Source organism: Methylophilus sp. DW102, from assembly GCF_037076555.1.
Classification (GTDB): domain Bacteria; phylum Pseudomonadota; class Gammaproteobacteria; order Burkholderiales; family Methylophilaceae; genus Methylophilus; species Methylophilus glucosoxydans.
The window spans coordinates 629,912-648,332 of sequence record NZ_AP029023.1; the positions used below are offsets into that span (position 1 = coordinate 629,912).

Here is an 18,421-nt window from a genome sequence, read left to right on the forward strand (position 1 = left end):
TAGTAGGCTGTTCTCGCGCCCAATCATTGGTTAGTCTGGCTGAATATAGCTTCCGCCTAAGGCCACCATCAAAGCCACTGAAGCATTGAGCCTGCGCCCGGTGATGGAGAGCAGGTTGCGCTCGGCGCTCAACAGCGTGGACTGCACGTTGACCACGTATTGGTATTCACTGATGCCGGCACGGTATCGGTTCTCGGTTTGGGTGACGGCTTCGCGTGCAAATTTGACGGCGGTTTCCTGTTCTTTTGCCTCCGCCTCCAGAATACGCAGCAAGGCCAGATTATCCTCAACTTCGCGCAAGCCATTAATCACGGTTTGTTTATACGTGGCGACACTGGCATCGTAGCGGGCAATGGCGGCATTGGTATTCGATCTACGCAGCTGGTTATCAAAAATCGGCCCGGCCAGCGCGGGGCCCAGTGACCAGAGGCGGTTAGGCAGCGAAAGCAGATTGCTCAGGCTGTTATCACTATAGCCAAAGGTCGCGCCCAGCGTCAGCGTGGGGAAGAGTGCCGCCCGCGCAACGCCGATCTGTGCATTGGCGGAGGCGACCCTGCGCTCAGCCCCGGCAATATCTGGTCTGCGTTCCAGCAGGCTGGCTGGCAAGCCTGTATTCGCGGCGGGCAGAGACAAGTTGGCCACGTCCTTGTATGGTTGTTCGGGGATGGACAATTCTGCTGGCGGCTTGCCGATCAGTACTGCAATCGCATGCTCCAGTTGCGCGCGCGAGGCGCTGATATCAATCGACTGCGCCAAGGTGTTGCGCAATTGCGTTTCGGCCTGGGCGATTTCCGTGCGCGAGGCCAAGCCCACGTTATAGCGGTTGGTGGTCAGCTTGAGTGAGCGATCAAAGCTTTTGGCCGTGTTATCCAGCAGCAGCTTTTGCGAGTCCAGAATCCTGAGCTGAAAATAGGTTTGTGCCAGCGTAGACTGGACCGAGAGCTTGGCCGCTGCCAGGTCGGCGGCCGTGGCTTCGGCATTGGTTTCGCCGGCGATCACGCTGTTACGTATCCTGCCCCACAAGTCCATCTCCCAACTGGCATTGAGGCCAATGCTGTAATCACTGCGCACGCCAGTGGTATTGGTGGTCTCTCCGCGGGTGGCGCCTGCCTGCCCGTTGAGTGCGGGCAATTGCGGCGAGTGGCTCGCCCGCGCCAGTGCCAGCCCTTGCCGATAATTGGCCTCCGCAATCAGGATGGTGTAGTTGGCTTGATTGGCTTGCGTGAGTAAGGCAGTCAGCTGGGGATCGTTGTAACGTTCCCACCAGGCCGCAGACAGTTCTGGTGAACCAGGCTCGGCCACTTTCCAGCCTGCAGGCGGCGGTTCTTTGTATTGTGCCGGTATCTCGACGCGCGGGCGTACATAGTCTTGCCAGACACTGCATCCTTGTATCATCAGGCCCGCCATGGCCAGCACCCACATTTTGACTATGTTCATACCGTTTGATTCTTCAAAGAATTTGAGTTTAACGAGAGGCCGAAACGCTGGCTGAGCCAACGCCCCGCATCATCCAGATACAGATAAACCACGGGCGTGGTGACCAGCGTCAGCACTTGCCCTACCAGCAGGCCACCGACAATGGAGATGCCCAGCGGCTGACGGATTTCAGCACCATCGCCGACGCCCAGCAACAAGGGCACCGCCCCCAGCACCGCCGCCAGGGTGGTCATTAAAATGGGCCGCAAGCGTTGCAGGCAGGCCTGGGTGACGGCGGCTTCGGCAGAGAGCGCGTGTTCACGCCGCAAATGAATCGCCGCATCAATCATGATGATGGCGTTTTTCATGACAATGCCCACCAGGAGCACAATGCCTATCATAGCGATAATGGTCAACTCGCTGTCAAACCATAACAGGGCCAGCAAGGCGCCTATGCCCGCCGAGGGCAGGGTGGAGAGGATGGTCAGCGGATGGATCAGGCTTTCGTACAGCATGCCCAGCACGATGTAGATCGCGATCACGGCGGTCAGGATCAGCCACGGCTGGCTATCCATGGAATCCTGAAACGCTTTGGCTTTACCGGCAAAGGTGCCATGGATGCTCTCTGGCGGCGCCAGCGCGGCAAAGGTCGATTCGATGGCCTGGCTGGCGGCATCCAGCGCATAGCCTTGGGCCAGGTTAAACGAGATCGTGGCGGCGGCAAACTGCCCCTGGTGATTGACCGCCAGCGGCGTATTCACCGGTTGCCAGTGGGCAAAGCTGGCCAGCGGAATGCGCTGGTTTTTCAGGCTGGTCAGGTAGATATTCTGCAAGGACTCCGGCCCCTGCGCAAAGCGGGCCGCCACCGTCATCACCACATAGTATTGATTGAGCGGCTCGTAAATGGTGGAGACCAGCCGCTGGCCAAAGGCATCATTCAAGGCACTGTCAATCTGCTGCTGGGTGATGCCCAGGCGCGTGGCCGCATCGCGGTCCACCACCAGATTAATCTGCAAGCCCTTGTCTTGTGCATCACTGGAGACGTCAGTCAGTTGCGGCAGCTTGGCCATGGCATCTTTGAGTTTGGGAGCAAACTGGCGTAAATCGTCTACGCTGCTGGAGAGCAAGGTGTATTGGTATTCTGCCGAGCCCGGACGCAAGCCGATATTGAATTCCTGTTGTGGTCGCAACCGTAACGACGCGCCGGCCACGCGGTCCAGTTGCGGACGCAAGCGATCCACCACTTCTTGCGCGGAGGCCTGGCGTTCTGCGCGGGGTTTCAGCCGTGCATTGAGCATGCCGGTATTGGATTGCCCGCCGCCAAAGCCACCCGTGTATTCATAATAGGTATCGATATCGGGGTCGCGGGCGATGATCTGCATGAATTGGGCCACTTTTTCACGCATGGCCCAAAACGACAGATTCTGGTCGCCCTCGAAGTTGCCTTGCAAGCGGCCGGTATCTTGCAGCGGAAAAAAGCCCTTGGGCACCAGGGTATACAGATAAAGGTTGCTGCCGATGGCCACGGTGAAGAGCAGCAGAATCAGGCGCCTGTGGTCCAGGCTCCAGCGCAGCACACGCTGATACACCGACGCAGGCCAGGGCTGGTCCTGCGTGGCGGGAGCGGGACTCGTATGGTCAGCGCCGCCTGCCTTTGCGCCAAGCTTTGATGCCTGCGGCCGCAGTAGTTTGGAGGAGAGGACGGGTGTCAGTGTCAGCGACACCAGCAATGAAATGATGACCGCACTGGCCAGCGTGATTGAAAACTCGCGGAACATGCGCCCGACCACACCGTCCATGAACAGCAGCGGGATAAATGCCGCAATCAGTGCCAGACTCATGGCGATAATGGTAAATGACACCTCGTGCACTGCCCGCAGCGCCGCCTGCAAGGGGCTCAGGCCATGTTCAATGTGCCGGGCCGTATTTTCGACCACGACAATCGCATCATCCACCACAAAGCCGGTGGCAATAATAAGCGCCATCAAGGTCAGGTTATTGAGGCTGAAACCGCACAGGTAAATCACGGCCAGCGTCCCCAGCAAGGACACCGGAATGGCGATGCTGGGAATCAGCGCCGCGCGCCCGCTTTTTAAAAACACAAAGGTCACCACGATCACCAATCCAATCGAAATCAGCAGGCTGTGTTCGACTTCTTCTAACGATTTGCGGACGATGGTGCTGCGGTCTATGAGCACTTCCATTGCAATGCCAGGGGGCAACAAGGGCTGCAGCCTGGGCAGCAAGGCCTTGATGCCATCAACCGTGGCGACAATGTTGGCGCCCGGGATATTATTCACCGCGATGACCACGCCGGGCTTTTGCTTGACGCTACCGGCGCTGCGCAGCTCCTGCACCGAGTCTTTCACCTCGGCAATGTCGCGCAGCCTGACAGGGGCGGCATTGTGCCAGGCCACAATCAGGTCACGAAAATCGGCCGCCTGGCGGTTACTGTCGTTAACCTCCAGCTGCCAGCGTTTGCTGGCACTCTCGATAAAGCCTTTGGGTAAATGGGCGTTGGCATTGGCGATGGCCGTGCGGATCTGGTCCAGGCTAATGCCATATTGATTGGCAGTGAGCGGATTCACTTCTACCCTGACCGCCCGCAAGGCGCTGCCATTGACGTTGACCTGGCCCACGCCATCCACTTGCGAGATGCGCTGCCCGACCAAGCTGTAGGCCACATCGTACAGCTCGGACTGGCTGTAGCGGTCCGAGGTCAGCGCGATATGCATGATCATGGTCGGGCCACTCTTGCGCCAGGTTGGGTTGCTTTGCATGCCGGCTGGCAGCAAGGGGATGGCGGTATTGATGGCCGCTTGCACATCGCGTGCGGCACTGTCTGCATTGCGGTCCAGATCAAACTGCAAACTGACCCTGGTCTGGCCTTTGGTGCTGCTGGAGGTCATTTCGTTGAGGCCGGCAATATTGCCCAGCGAACGCTCCAGCGGCGAGGCAACGGCGGAAGCCATGGTTTCGGCGCTGGCGCCGGGCAGGCGCGCAAACACATCGATGCTGGGCATTTCCACTTGCGGCAGCGAGGCAATCGGCAGCGCCACATAAGCGGCTATGCCGGGCAAGGCAATGGCCAGTGCCAGCAAGGTGGTGGCCACGGGGCGGCGCAAAAACAGCGTGAGCCCACTCATGGGTTCGCCTCGCTGTGTGTGACTGCTTTGTGCTGACTAGGCTGGGCCAGGCGGTCAAACATCAGGTAGATGACTGGCGTAGTAAACAAGGTGAGCAACTGGCTCACTAACAGGCCGCCTATCATGGCAATGCCGAGCGGCGCACGCAATTCTGAGCCGGGGCCATCGCCGGTGACCAGCGGCACGGCACTTAACAGCGCCGCCAGTGTGGTCATCAGGATAGGCCGGAACCTGAGCAGGCAGGCTTCATAAATGGCTTCTTCAGGCGACTTGCCATGATGGCGCTCGGCCTCCAGTGCAAAATCAATCATCATGATGGCATTTTTTTGCACAATGCCGATCAGCAGGATAATGCCGATGATGGCAATCACGCTGAGCGGGTGTCCGGTCAGCATGAGGGCCAGCAAGGCGCCGACGCCCGCTGAAGGCAAGGTGGAGAGGATGGTCAGCGGGTGGATATAACTTTCATACAAAATCCCCAGCACGATATACATGGTGAGAATGGCGGCCAGCATTAAAAACAACTCGTTGCCGAGTGCAGCATTAAATGCCGCGGCTGCGCCCTGAAAACGGCTGATGATGGTGGCCGGGAATTGCATGCGCTGTTTGACTGCATCAATCGCTGCCACGGCATCCCCCAGGGCATAGCCATCGGCAAGGTTAAAGCCAATGGTGACCGAGGGTAACTGGTCTTCCCGGTTCACCACCAGCGCCGCCGGTTGCTCGCTGATGCGGGCGATACTCGCCAGCGGCACCTGGCGCCCGGTATTGCTGGTGACATAAACCTGATCCAGCACCTGCAAGCCCGAGGCCGAGGACGGTTGCGACTCAAGAATCACGCGATACTGATTGGCCTGGGTGAAAATGGTACTGATCATGCGCTGGCCAAAGGCGCTATAGAGCGCATTGTCCACATCCGCCATGGTAATGCCCAGCCGCCCGGCACTGTCGCGGTCCACGGTCACGGCGGCGCGCAGGCCGTCGCTGTGCAGGTTATGCGTGACGGTGGTCAGTTGCGGCAGCTTGCGCAGTGCTTGCATAAAGCCGGGGAGCGCGCTTTGCAAGGCCTGCGGATCGGTGCTGGTCAGCAGGTATTGATACTGGGTCTGGCTGACACGGTCTGACAACGTCAGGTCTTGCACCGGTTGCATAAACAGCTTGAGCGGGGCGGTGGCCTCCAGGCGAGATTGCAAGCGGGTAATGACCTCGCTGGCGCTGGCCTGGCGTTGCGGGTAGGGCTTGAGGTTGATCAGCATGCGGCCACTGTTATGCGTGGTGTTGACCCCATCCACGCCTACCACTGAAGAAATACTTTCTACATCGGCATCCTGCAAAATGGCTTCTACCACGGCTTGCTGCTTGTGGCTGATCACGCTGAAAGCATCCGAACCGTTGGCCTCGGTGATCACCTGGATAAAGCCGGTATCCTGGGTCGGGAACAGGCCTTTGGGGATGCTGATCACCAGCGTGACTGTCAGCACCAGCGAGGCGGCGGCAAGCAGCAATACCAGCGGCTGGTGCCGCAAGGCAACCTGCAGTCCTCTGCCGTAATAGGCAATGATGCGGTCTATGAGGTTAGTCTGGTTTGCGACAGGGGCTTTGGCCGGTTTGAGCAAGCGCGCGCACAGCATGGGCGTCAGGGTGAGCGAGACTACCGCCGAAATCAGGATGGCGACCGCCAGTGTGACGGCAAACTCCCGGAACAAGCGGCCAATCACATCGCCCATAAACAGCAAGGGGATCAGCACCGCAATCAGTGAAAAGGTCAGCGAGATAATGGTAAAACCGATCTGGCGGGCGCCCTTGATGGCGGCATTCATCGGCGTCTCGCCTTCTTCAATATGGCGCGCGATATTCTCAATCATGACAATGGCATCATCGACCACAAAGCCGGTGGCAATGGTCAGCGCCATCAGGGTGAGGTTGTTGATGCTAAAGCCCGCCGCATACATGATGCTAAACGTGCCCACCAGCGACAACGGCACAGTCAAACTGGGGATGACGGTGCCCGCCGCCGTGCGCAAAAACAGGAAGATCACCATCACCACCAGGGCAATGGCCAGCATGAGCTCAAACTGCACATCTTCAAGCGCACTGCGGATGGTATGCGTGCGGTTAGTGAGTTCGCTGACGCTGACATCGGCCGGCAAGCCCGCCGTCAGGCCGGGCAGGCGCTCGCGAATCTGCTCGACCACCTCAATCACATTGGCGCCGGGCTGGCGGCGGATATTGACCAGAATGGCGGGCGTTTGATTGGCCCAGGCAGAGATATACAAGTCTTCTTGTGCCTCTTTCACCTCAGCCACATCCCGCAGGCGCACGGGCCGGTCACCGGTGTTGGCAATAATCAGGTTACGGTATTCCTCTGCTGACCGCAGTTGGCTGTTGGCATCGAGCTCATAGGCCAGCAAGGGGCCATCAATATTGCCTTTGGCCTGGTTGGAGTTGGCGCTGTCTATGATGGTGCGCAGCGTATTCATGCCCAGCCCGTAGGCCGCCAGCACGGGCTGATTCACCTGAATGCGGATCGCCGGTTTTTGCCCACCATCCACACTGACCAGGCCCACGCCACTCACCTGCGCAATTTTTTGCGCCATGCGTGTATCCACCAGGTCGCGTAACTTGGGCAATGGCAGGCTCTGCGAAGTCACGGCCAGCGTCAGCACCGGGGCATCGGCCGGGTTCACCTTGTTATAGATGGGCGGGGAGGGTAAATCCGCAGGCAAAAAGGTACTGGCCGCGTTCATGGCCGCCTGAACTGACTGGACGGCAACATCGAGGCTGTTTTTCAGGCTGAACTGCAAGGTAATGACTGAAACGCCGCCAGAGCTGGCAGAGGACATATGTGCCAGGCCAGCCATAGCGCCAAATTGACGCTCCAGCGGTGAGGTCACATTCATCGCCATCACCTCGGCACTGGCGCCGGGGTAGAGCGTGACCACCTGAATCACCGGGTAATCAACCTGCGGCAAGGCAGCTTTTGGCAACAAGGTATACGCCAGCAGGCCCGCCAGCAGAATGGCGACCATCAATAACGAGGTCGCCACCGGTCTTAAAATAAACAGCCGTGAAGGGTTCATCATCGTCAGGCGTGCCGCTTATGCCCCGGCTGCCGCGCGACGTCTATGCTTGGATGCTTGTCCGTCAGCACTACCATTGGCCGGCGCTGGGTCCGCCTGCTCAGCCGGATCCAGCGCGTGATTCGGGTCCTTGACCCGCACTTTGGCGTCTTGCTTGAGTTTATCAATGCCGCTGCTCACCACCCGGTCACCCGGCTGCAAGCCCTTGGTAATGGCTGCGATTTCCGCGTCGGTATGCCCCACCGTCACCGCTTGCAACACCACTTTTTCGCCGTTGGTATCGGGCACAATTTTATACACAAAAGCGCCGTCCGGCCCTTGCTGCAAGGCATTGATCGGGATCACGCTGGCATGCGGAATCGTCTCGCTAAACAGTTTCACATTCACAAACTGGTTAGGAAACAGATGGTCGTCCTCGTTGGCAAAGGCCGCCTTGAGCTTAAGTGTGCCCGAAGTCGTATCAATCTGGTTATCAATACTCTCCAGCACCCCGCTGGCCAACCGCCGCGTATTGCCTTTGTCCCAAGCTTCTACCTTGAGTTTGTGCAAGCCAGCGCTTGACTGGCTTTGTGCCACCAGGCGCGTGATGCGGTCTTCCGGCAGCGTAAACACCACATGGATAGGATGAATCGCATTGATCACCGCAATCGGGCTGGTGGTGTCGATATTGTTGCCGCTATCGACCTGACGCAAGCCAATGCGGCCACTGATCGGCGCGGTGATGTTGGTAAAACTGAGCTGTAACCTGGCGTTTTCCACCGAGGCTTTGTCGGCCTGCACCGTGCCCTGATATTGCTGCACCAGCGAGGCTTGTGAGTCTACTTGTTGTGAGGCAATCGAGTCTTGCGCTTGCAGAGTTTTATAGCGCTCCAAATCAATCTGGCTATTTTTGAGCAAGGCCTGGTTGCGCACTGCCTGCCCCTGAATCTGCCCCAGCGCCGTTTCAAACGGACGCGGATCAATCTTCGCCAATAACTGCCCTTGCTTGACCAGCTGACCTTCCTGAAAAGCCACTTGAATCAATTGCCCGGCCACGCGGCTGGTCACCGTCACCACCGCAGACGGAATCGCCGTCCCCAGCGCCGTATGTGTCACCGGAATATCGGCAACCGTCACCGTGGCCGCTGTCACTGGCGTGGGCTTGTCTCCCCCTGGGCCATGATGGCCGCCGTGTCCGCGACCATGCCCTTGCTCAGCTTGCGCCTCGGCCTGGGGCACCTCAGCCCCTTGCTCGGTACGCGGATGTTTCCAGAACCAGATCGCCAATCCCAGGGCAATCAGTCCTATTGCAGTGTTCAATAGCGCTTTTTTATTAGACATAGCCGACTCAATGTGCTTGCTCAACGTTGAAAATACAAACATCTCTTCATGCGGTCAATCATTCACCCCCGCGACTTGCATTTTATCGCGCCCATCCCCCGATTCTGGTTTTCCAGAAAAAGAAAATTCCAAATCGCAAACGGGAGGAGTTTGTAATTGGGGTGGGGCTCACTGTGATATCTGTTTACAGGGCGTAACCTTGCATCACCGCATTGAGTGCTGCATTTGCTAGGCAGCTAATCTAACAATTGGTGCGATTATTGTGCAAAAGATTTTGTCACGAAATGTATCAACCCCTGATTCAACGCGGGGGATTGAAGCGGGCGTAGTCAGGGGGTTAGACGGCGACGACAAGTCAGGAAAAAGTAATTTTGCGGGCTAGCTTCTGCTAGAAGCTCAAAGACGATTGCAACGGCGCATCTGTTGCAGACTCAGCGACCATCACCCGCACCGTGTCTCCTTGCTGCAGCCACCCACCGTTTAAAACCCGAGCCGTGACCCCGCCATGACCACGCATGGCGTTGTAACCGCCTGTCCCCAGCACCTGCTCCATACGTGAGCATGGCTCACAAGGGCCAGTCACCTCCAGCACCACTTCACCTATCAATAGATGCAAGGGCTGATCTTTAAACAGCGATTTAGCCGCCAGCAGATTGAGCCCGGAGACAATCAGGTTGCGCCTGAGCACCGCCGGATCCACCTGCGCCCGACCAGTCAGTGCCGCAATCACTGGTAAATGCTCGGCTTGCAGCAAGGTTACTTGCCGTTTGCTACCATTCGCTTGTGATGACGCGCGCAAGCTTGCTCTATCCCCTTGCAATCCACGGTTTGCTATCGCTAAGGCTTGATTGGGTGACAAACAAGGCTGGCCGCGATCTGGACGAAGGTAAATGTTTTCCAGTCGACCGTGTTGGCTAAAGTGCTGGGTTAAGTCACGCAGGGTGGCGGTTTGCATTGATTGAGTCTTAAAAATAAGCGGCGATTCATCAATTGGGGCGCTGGGAAAACACAATTGATTTTGTTTGCGTATCGCCTAGAACGATTATATCGAGTTTGAATAGCGATTCATGCAACCCATGTTCAAACTTTTTATCTGCAGGCGATGATCCGCTTTAAGAACAAAAAGTATCAATATCCAGCAGCATTGTATTTCCATGCTAAGGGGTATAGTATTTGGAATAGACAGACCTGTCTTGCATTGATTCTTTTTAAAACATGACGGCATATAACAGTGCGCTTGGAGTGTCATATGAATGATGTTGCAGATGTAGTCCAAACCTTTCATGGTGGTTGTCCGCATGATTGTCCTGATACTTGCGCGATGCAGTTTCATGTCAAAAACGGCGAGCTGATTTCAGTTTCAGGTAACCCTGATCATCCGATGACGCGAGGCGGGTTATGCGTCAAATTAAAAGATTACGAAAAGCGGCATTATCACCCCAACCGCCTGCTGTATCCCATGAAGCGGGTAGGGCCCAAAGGCACGAATCAGTTTGAGCGCATCACCTGGGATGAGGCCCTGGATACGATTGTGGATCGATGGCAAGCACTGATCAATCATGAAGGCCCTCGCGCGATATTGCCAGTCAGTTATCTGGGTAACCAGGGGCTGGTGCATGGACTCAATGGCGGGGATGCCTTTTTCAACCGGCTGGGCGCCACCGTTTGTGAAAGAACCTTTTGTGGCGAAGGCTCTTGCACTGCCTGGTTACTCACGGTCGGGCCAACCGCCGGCGTGGACCCCGAAAGCTTTATCCATGCCAATTTCATCGTCATCTGGGCGTGTAACTCGGTCTCCACCAACCTGCATCACTGGCACATTATTAAAGACGCCCAAAAACGAGGCGCGAAAGTCGTCGTGGTGGATTCGTTCGCTTCCAAAACCGCAAAAGAAGCCGATTGGCATATTGCCCCCAAACCAGGGACCGATGGCGCGCTGGCGATGGCCATGATGCACGTGATCATTGCAGAAGACTTGGTTGACCATGACTATGTTGAGAAATATACCGTCGGCTATGCCGAGCTGGCGGAAAGAGCTAAACCCTGCACGCCGGAATGGGCAGCTAACATCACAGGCATCCCCGCCGACCAGATTCGCCTGTTTGCACGCGAATATGCGACCACGCCGCCAGCCGCAATCCGCATTGGCGTCGCGCTGGAACGCAGTTATGGCGGCAGTCAGGCGATACGCGCTGTCACCTCATTGCCCGCCCTGATTGGAGCCTGGCGACACGTTGGCGGCGGTGCGCTGCAATTCCCAGTCTGGGAGCATCCTTACAAGTTTGATGTGATTTGCAGGCCGGACTTGATCCCTGAAGGTACGCCGGTGGTGAATATCCTGCAATTAGGCAGAGCGCTGCTTGGCGAAACGCCGCTAGAGGTGCCGATTAAATCGATCATGGTGTGGAATACCAACCCAGTCACCCAATCGCCCGAAACTGACAAGGTCATCGAAGGGCTCAAGCGCGAAGACCTGTTTACCATCGTTGCCGATCACTTCATTTCAGATACGGCGTCGTATGCAGATATTGTCTTGCCCGCAGCCATGGGGGCAGAGCAGGAAGACATGATCTTATCCTGGGGCCATTTATACCTCACCTACAACACCAAATGCATAGAGCCCCCCGGCGAGGCCTTACCCAACAATGAAATATTCCGGCGCTTAGCCCAGCGTTTGGGATTCGAAGAAGACAATTTCAAATGGAGCGACAGCGAATGTCTTGAAAACTATGTAGATTGGAGTTCACCCGCTTGCAAAGGCATAGACCTCAACTACATGCGTGAGCACGGGTTTGCAAGACTGAATGTCGGCACCAAAGACGACCGCGCCCCACATCGCGAGGGCAATTTCCCCACCCCAACCGGTAAATGCATGTTCATGGTCGAAGGCGCCAAGAATTTTGTCGCCGGCCCTTTCAGGCAGATGTATGACGGTTTTCAGCCAGGCGAAGACTTAGACCCATTGCCAGCCTATGTGCCAAGTCGCGAAGCTCCTGATACCAACGCAGCGCTGGCGGCCAGGTTTCCTTTAAACATCATCTCCCCCAAAAGCCATGGCTTTATTAATTCTTCCTACGCGAATATGGAATCCAAAATTCGTGTGCAAGGCGAGCAATACCTGATGATCAACCCGGTAGATGCACTCGCACGCGATGTGCAGGATGGCATGATGGTCAAAACCTATAACGAAAGAGGCGCTTTTGAAGCGGTCGCCCGGGTCACCACAGACGTGAACCCCGGCATCGTGGTTGCCACGTTGGGCTATTGGCGCCAACTCAACAAGGGGACTGTTAACTGTATTAGTTCTGCCGAGTATGGTGACATGGGTCACTCAAATACGTTTAGTGACAATCTGGTGGAAGTCGAGCTTGTTTGAGAGTTTGGTTGAAAAACAGGAACAGGGTTTGGTTCGACATGTTCATTTCACAACCCAATTTACTATTTAATGGGTTGGGAATTACGCATCATTTTGCTACAAATAAGGAGTATTTTTTGACAAGTTTTTGGATTTTTAGGAGTTCAATCTAAACAATTGAGCTCAAATCTCACTCACTCTGCCCATAGTCGCGCGTTTTGAACCCTTGGTAGCCAACCATAGGCTGACTGATACGTGGTGAGGGAAGCTCTAGTGAGAGCGTTGATCGTTATTTATGATGATCTAGGAAGATATCTATAGGTTGATATTGTTTTTAGTTCCTATGCCGCCAATAACTGAGTCAATAATTTTGGATAAAGGGCTTTCCCAACTTTGTTAGAAAGAAAGCATGCGCTGATTAAACTAGTAAACTCTTGAGATGGTTCTAGATATTTTTTTAGTTGTATTATTAGTTGCTCTGCCTTGCCTTTGCTTATTTTACAGTCATTGTGTGTGGCTCTTTTAGCATTAGTAGCGTATTCACTAATCATGCTCTCTATAGCAACCCAAAGCTCTTTGCGGCGGTCACATAACTCAGTGTTATCAAGTCCATAGCGTTTTATTGAAAACTCGATACGCCGCTTATCCCATTCACATAGATCGACAGCTGGTTCAGGGCATGGCTCTGGTTGACCAAGTGCATTAAAACTAATTAGCTCAGCGTCACCTTGGTTTACGGGGTCAAGAAACAAGGGTGACTCTCGTGTTATGGCAACATCTGGATCACAAACCGCCATAGCTGGTTCACGCAATGGAAAGTAAGTACCTTTTTTAACATTAGGCATTGGTTTAGACACTCTGTAGTTTTCGATATCAAATGCTAACCACCAATAACCGTCATGACACTTTTTCCAGTCTTCATCACGCGCACAACTTTTAGGGCGGAAGTGCTCTAATTGAGGGTACTCAGCAACAAATCTTGCTTCGGTGTACCAACACTTTCCATCTGATAATTTTTTTAAATAATTTAATAAATCATCATTACGCCAATGACTTTTGTTCCGATGAATAATAGCTCTACGCTTTTTGGGATTTGTTTCTAGCTTCATTTCCGCCAGAATTTCGTTTGACTTGTTCAGCCACGCTTCGAGCTCTTCTTTTTTTGACTCTCTTAAAGGGATATATTTCATACGACTAATTCTTTACCTTGCCGTCAATAATGTTTTGCAGAAGCTCATCTGATAAAGCTTCAAGACTAGCGATATCCTCAGGACTAAAGTCTCGCTTATTCATGATTTCATTACGGGCTAATGCCTGCGAGAACTGATTAAAGTAGGGATGTGGAAAACTATGTGCTATCCCGAGGCTTTCTAACTCTTTTGTTAGGCGCGCCAAATCTGCAACCATTTGTTCTGTTTTATTTTTTATGCCCAGCAACTTATAACGCATTGTTAAACGGTCTTCAACACTAGGTGGTAGCACTGAGCGTAAGCCAAATATCTCAGATTGAAGCAAGCCATCGACACCCATGCCAATTGGGTCTTCATCTGGCATATCGGCAGTTATCGTATGAATTCCCTCATTATCATATCGGTTTAGCAAACGCACTTGCTCACGTTTTAGGCTGCCAATCATTAAAGGATTATGAGTCGCTATTAATAGTTGAGATGAATGATCGACCACCTGATTTTCCAACAAACTTAAGTATTCATAAGTCCACGCAGGATTTAAGTGCGTATCAGGTTCATCTAATAAAAATAGACTTTCTTCACCTTTGGTGAAATGCAACAATCCTAGCACCGTCAGTAGCTGTTGCTCACCCTCAGATAATTGGTCAAATCGGATTAACCCTGCTTTGCTATGATCAACTGTAACGCGAACCTCATCGACTAAATCACACAGATGTAAACCTTCTAAATGCGCAAAAAAGTGTGTTTCATCTTCACCTGGATACATCAACTCTTTCAAAGTTGATTTATCTTTAATGTAAAGATATAAACGCTCTTGTTCTTCAGTGCGATCACGAAAGTCTTTTGGAACCGTCTCTTCATTACGAATTGGCCCAATGGCATGTCGCCATAGTCGGTCGGTAAAGGTTTGGAACGCGCCCTTGGCATACCAAAACAAAGGGTCTCCTTCTTCTAAATCTTGCTTACTTGGCTTGCTAGAACTTCGCCAAAAGGGCTTGTGCATCACAAAAAGTGCAGATTCAAAGTCTTTGATTTTTAAAAAGCTTAATAAAAATTCTTTAATTTTAGGATTTTCATCCATTAAAAAGAAAGCCAACAATACAAGCTGGCTATAATCTTTACGGCAGTAAAACATGCGTCGTAATGGAATATTGTCACTTATTCCACCACTTTTCCATTTTTTGTATAGCGCTTTAGTCGGCTTGTCAAAAAGTTTCTCAAGACGACGGTTCCATCCAGAGTAATAGGCAAATACATGTTTAGGTAAATAAATATCGGTTTGTTCTTCAAAGGAAATTGACGATATTTTTTGGGTATTAACAATAATCTTTTGCTTGGGTCTGCTTTCTGGGTCGTTAGTAATCTCTATAATATATCCGCGAATTTTATATGCTAATTCATAATAAAAGTCTGAAGCATCACCACCCTCAAGATCACGAAAAATCTCGACTAGCGCCTCAATTAAGTTGGATTTTCCAGCGCCATTACGGCCTATTACTACACTTGTTTGCGACTGCTGGTCGGGCGTAAACGTAAACTCATTGAGATTGCCATAACTTTTTATATAAAGGCGCTGTATCCGCATGTAAGCACTAACCTTTCTTTTAATTATTATCTAAGCCCAAGACTTTTAATTTACGTTGAGATGCATCTGGTGAGGTTTTATCATCAATAATGTTACCAGCCAGCATTTCTTGTTTGAGCTTTGCATAAAAGTCATCGATATCAAGCTCGGTTTTATTCCATAACAACTTGGCATCTGCCTCTCCACCTAAGTGTTTTAACTGATCAAGTAAGTAGTTTTCTGGCGCATCGCTTAATTTCATAGTGAGGTTATTACCTTTACTTTTAGTGGCATTTTTATCGTTTCTGTTTGTTGTAGCCTTACGTTTTGGCTTACTCTCCGTCAAATGTTTACGTTCTGCTTCAATGCGTTTTAACAACTCAGCGGCTGGTTCATCATTTGGTTCTTGCGGCACCAGCTCTCCGCGAAAAGCTTTGGCTAATAAGGATTGAGTCAAGCGGTCAATCCGTTTTTTTGCTTCGGTATATTGTTTTTCAACACTGTCAGCAAGTGCAAATAGTGATCCGACACGGCGGACAATTTCATTTTGTTCATTAATTGGTGGAAGAGGTATTGGAAAATTTTTAAACATAGGAATATCAATTCGCAGCCGTGTTGCTCCGAACGCTAGCTCCCTAAGCATGTTTTTACAGTTAGGCGAATTAAAGAAGAACTTCAGATATTCAGTGTACGCAACAGATTCATCAACATCCATTTTGATAACATCAGGAGTTACCATCGCAGCGCCGAAATCCTGAGGATAAATGCAAGCTTCGCCAGGAGGATCGCCTAGCTTTGTAACTAACAGTTCACCACCATGTACTGAATAATCTTGATGCAGCTTTTTCCAAACATCGGGGTCCATATAGTTTGGTTTATTCTGATTAAAACCACTTTCCTTTACATGCCGTAAGAAGATGATAGGGACACCTTGATCACGAAAGTCTTTAGCTTTGAATATGGTACCAAAAGGCCCAGCACAAATTGCCGTAGACTTACCTTTCGCAAGTTTAAAGTTTGGAATCCATGCCCAGTTGTCAGGTAAGGTTTGTAATTGAAGGTTTACGTCCCACCCTTTTTTTGCTCTAACTTTGAGCTTTCCCATTTTTTGAGAGAATGACCATTCTACGAGTTCACAGATGCTTTCGGTCACATTCTGGGCTCTCCATTCCCTCGTCAATTCACCCGATGTGGCCGCAGCGAGTACCGATTGGCGGAAGCGTTTAAGTAGACTGGGGATTTTTTCCAGCCGCGTTTGGGCGTCATCAACTTTAGCTAGCAGGCTGTCGAGTTTATTGGCGATGCGAATTTGTTCATTCAGTGGTGCCAAGGGCACTTCATATGCCTTTAAAACTGTCTGGCTAATATTTTGTTGCGCCCCACCTTTTCCCAATGAAAGTAAGTGCTTTCTTCTACTCATCAAGAAATAAAATAAATAATTTCTACTTACAATTTGATTATCAACAACACAGCTAGCTATTGCTTGATTCGTTGCACACTCAACACCCGCGATACCTAATTTACCAATCGAACCGTACATAGCTATTAATAATGTACCTTCTTTCAAAAGCTTGGCAGAGCTATTAACTAGACCTGATTCAGTTATTGTATTTTTTGAACTTGTTACCAAACCGTCATTTAAATCGCCTATTACAAGCCAAGGAATGGGACCATCATAATAGTCTTTGATTGTCCGTTTGGGTGTGCCGCCACTACTCCATAAACCAACTTTTTCAAGCGTGGAATAAACCCAGCTACTTGGAGACTCATTCACAGAACCACCTCATCAGCATCTTCTTCCGCAGTACCTAGTTCGACCAAAATCGCTTTCAGCTCTAGCATGGCTCCTGCCAACTCCTCCATCGCCTGGTTAATCAACACATCGGGTTCAGGCAGGTTGGCACTATCCTCCACACTATCATCACGTATCCACACTAAATCGAGTGAGTCATCTTTTGCACGTATTTCGTCCCTCGTGAAGCGACGTAAGCGGCAAGTGTCAACGTTGCCAATTTCACTACCAGCAATGTGTTGCTGGATAAAGGCGTCCCTTGCTGCTTCATCTACTTGAGTTAAATCACCGCCTACTGCGTTATAAAACTCTTCAAAGTATTTTTCAGTAAACCCAGTTCTTTTACCAAACTGTGGCATATTGGCACGCATGTCATACACCCACACATTTTGAGTGTTACCTTTGTCTTTCTTTGTATCTGCTGGTTTATTAAAAAACAGTACATTGGTTTTAACGCCTGCTGCGTAAAAAATGCCAGTAGGCAAGCGCAGAATGGTGTGCAGATTACATTTCTCCATTAAGTCTTGGCGAATGACTTTGCCAGTACTGCCTTCAAACAGCACATTATCTGGCAACACGACTGCCGCACGACCGCCGGGTTTTAGCATGACGTGATATATCAAATGCAAAAACGCGAGTTGCTTATTGCTGGTGTAATGTACTAAATCATCACGAGTAGGAATTCCGCCGCCTTGCTTAGTGCCAAACGGGGGGTTAGCTAAAATTAAACTGGCAGCGGGCAGTGCCTTGCCTTCATTGCTTAATGTGTCGCCATAAATAATGCCTGGGTTTTGGTCATCAATCGCTAGGTCGTGTAGCATTAGATTCATCATGGCTAGGCGACGGGTATCTGGCACGAGCTCCATGCCGTAAAAGGTGCGGTGTTGGTATTTGTCGTAGGCTTTTTCATCTAAGGCACGCACATTGTTATGCGCATTAAGATAATGATGGGCACTTATTAAAAAGCCCCCAGTACCTGCGGTTGGGTCGACAATCACATCTTCTAGCGTAGGTTTCATTAATTCGACCATGGCGTTAATGAGTACGCGTGGGGTAAAGTATTGGCCTGCGCCTGATTTTTTCTCAGTGGCGTTAATTTCTAACAGGCCTTCATACATATCACCCAAACCTTCTTGTTTGGCGGCATACCAATCAAGCTTATCAATTTCAGTCACTAGTTTATCTAGCGTGGCTGGTTTGCGTATTACTGTGCTTGCGTTGTTAAAAATTGCTTGGGTGAGTAATGAGCCATGGGTACCGAGATCGACGAGCATTTTTTTGTATGCTTCTAGACGGGAGGCGGCATTTAGCTTTTGGAGATCATCCCAACGGCAACCTTCAGGAATATTGGGCGATTTACGTACTTCATTTTCTTTTAATTCACGTGTTTTTTCTTGTTCTGTTCGGCCATCTTCGGTGTCTGTTTCTTTGGCCATTTTTAAAAATACAAGAAAGGTCAGCTCGTTGATGTATTCGTGATAAGTTACACCGTCATCTCTTAACAGATTACAAAGGTTCCAAAGCTTGGCGACGAGGTCTTGAGTACTCATGAGATTTT

10 protein-coding genes are annotated in these 18,421 nt (G+C 51.6%); 1 reads left to right on the forward strand and 9 read right to left on the reverse strand.

All coding sequences use genetic code 11. The features are described 5' to 3' along the window. Window positions 1-30: 30 nt before the first annotated feature. The 5 genes from AACH41_RS03015 to AACH41_RS03035 all read right to left on the reverse strand — a co-directional run bounded on the left by AACH41_RS03015 (window position 31) and on the right by AACH41_RS03035 (window position 9,917). Window positions 31-1,437, reverse strand: a complete 1,407-nt coding sequence (locus AACH41_RS03015) for an efflux transporter outer membrane subunit (protein WP_338656659.1) — start codon at window positions 1,435-1,437, stop codon at window positions 31-33. Then, window positions 1,434-4,562 (reverse strand): efflux RND transporter permease subunit, encoded by a 3,129-nt coding sequence (locus tag AACH41_RS03020; RefSeq protein WP_338656661.1) that lies wholly within the window; start codon window positions 4,560-4,562, stop codon window positions 1,434-1,436. The genes AACH41_RS03015 and AACH41_RS03020 overlap by 4 nt, the downstream gene beginning before the upstream one ends. Continuing rightward, entirely contained in the window at window positions 4,559-7,645 is a 3,087-nt protein-coding gene (locus AACH41_RS03025) for an efflux RND transporter permease subunit (protein ID WP_338656664.1), read from the reverse strand. The genes AACH41_RS03020 and AACH41_RS03025 overlap by 4 nt, the downstream gene beginning before the upstream one ends. A 15-nt stretch (window positions 7,646-7,660) precedes the next feature. Further along, complete coding sequence (locus AACH41_RS03030; RefSeq protein ID WP_338656666.1) at window positions 7,661-8,962, reverse strand: MdtA/MuxA family multidrug efflux RND transporter periplasmic adaptor subunit; 1,302 nt, start codon at window positions 8,960-8,962, stop codon at window positions 7,661-7,663. A gap of 388 nt (window positions 8,963-9,350) precedes the next feature. Next, window positions 9,351-9,917 carry an MOSC domain-containing protein gene (locus tag AACH41_RS03035; protein ID WP_338656668.1) on the reverse strand — a complete coding sequence of 189 codons (567 nt, stop codon included), beginning with the start codon at window positions 9,915-9,917 and terminating at the stop codon, window positions 9,351-9,353. A 294-nt stretch (window positions 9,918-10,211) separates the two neighbouring features. On the opposite strand from AACH41_RS03035, the gene AACH41_RS03040 reads away from it, so the two are divergent. Then, window positions 10,212-12,338 (forward strand): molybdopterin oxidoreductase family protein, encoded by a 2,127-nt coding sequence (locus tag AACH41_RS03040; protein WP_338656670.1) that lies wholly within the window; start codon window positions 10,212-10,214, stop codon window positions 12,336-12,338. A gap of 320 nt (window positions 12,339-12,658) precedes the next feature. Here AACH41_RS03040 and AACH41_RS03045 read toward each other — a convergent pair whose 3' ends face one another. Genes AACH41_RS03045 through AACH41_RS03060 form a run of 4 tightly spaced genes read right to left on the reverse strand, consistent with a single transcriptional unit; the run spans window position 12,659 to window position 18,413 of the window. Beyond that, complete coding sequence (locus AACH41_RS03045) at window positions 12,659-13,507, reverse strand: hypothetical protein (protein WP_338656672.1); 849 nt, start codon at window positions 13,505-13,507, stop codon at window positions 12,659-12,661. 4 nt (window positions 13,508-13,511) lie between these two features. After that, window positions 13,512-15,092 carry an AAA family ATPase gene (locus AACH41_RS03050; protein ID WP_338656673.1) on the reverse strand — a complete coding sequence of 527 codons (1,581 nt, stop codon included), beginning with the start codon at window positions 15,090-15,092 and terminating at the stop codon, window positions 13,512-13,514. Window positions 15,093-15,111: 19 nt separating this feature from the next. Beyond that, on the reverse strand, window positions 15,112-16,845 hold the full coding sequence (locus AACH41_RS03055) for a restriction endonuclease subunit S (RefSeq protein WP_338656675.1): 1,734 nt from the start codon (window positions 16,843-16,845) through the stop codon (window positions 15,112-15,114). Further along, complete coding sequence (locus tag AACH41_RS03060) at window positions 16,842-18,413, reverse strand: N-6 DNA methylase (RefSeq protein ID WP_338656676.1); 1,572 nt, start codon at window positions 18,411-18,413, stop codon at window positions 16,842-16,844. The genes AACH41_RS03055 and AACH41_RS03060 overlap by 4 nt, the downstream gene beginning before the upstream one ends. Between the last annotated feature and the right edge of the window lie 8 nt (window positions 18,414-18,421).

Coding starts and splice junctions, on each gene's coding strand:
- AACH41_RS03050 (WP_338656673.1), bottom strand. CDS start 15,092: ATGCGGATACAGCGCCTTTATATAAAAAGTTATGGCAATCTCAATGAG.
- AACH41_RS03015 (WP_338656659.1), bottom strand. CDS start 1,437: ATGAACATAGTCAAAATGTGGGTGCTGGCCATGGCGGGCCTGATGATA.
- AACH41_RS03030 (WP_338656666.1), bottom strand. CDS start 8,962: ATGTCTAATAAAAAAGCGCTATTGAACACTGCAATAGGACTGATTGCC.
- AACH41_RS03020 (WP_338656661.1), bottom strand. CDS start 4,562: ATGAGTGGGCTCACGCTGTTTTTGCGCCGCCCCGTGGCCACCACCTTG.
- AACH41_RS03025 (WP_338656664.1), bottom strand. CDS start 7,645: ATGATGAACCCTTCACGGCTGTTTATTTTAAGACCGGTGGCGACCTCG.
- AACH41_RS03040 (WP_338656670.1), top strand. CDS start 10,212: ATGAATGATGTTGCAGATGTAGTCCAAACCTTTCATGGTGGTTGTCCG.
- AACH41_RS03035 (WP_338656668.1), bottom strand. CDS start 9,917: ATGCAAACCGCCACCCTGCGTGACTTAACCCAGCACTTTAGCCAACAC.
- AACH41_RS03045 (WP_338656672.1), bottom strand. CDS start 13,507: ATGAAATATATCCCTTTAAGAGAGTCAAAAAAAGAAGAGCTCGAAGCG.
- AACH41_RS03060 (WP_338656676.1), bottom strand. CDS start 18,413: ATGAGTACTCAAGACCTCGTCGCCAAGCTTTGGAACCTTTGTAATCTG.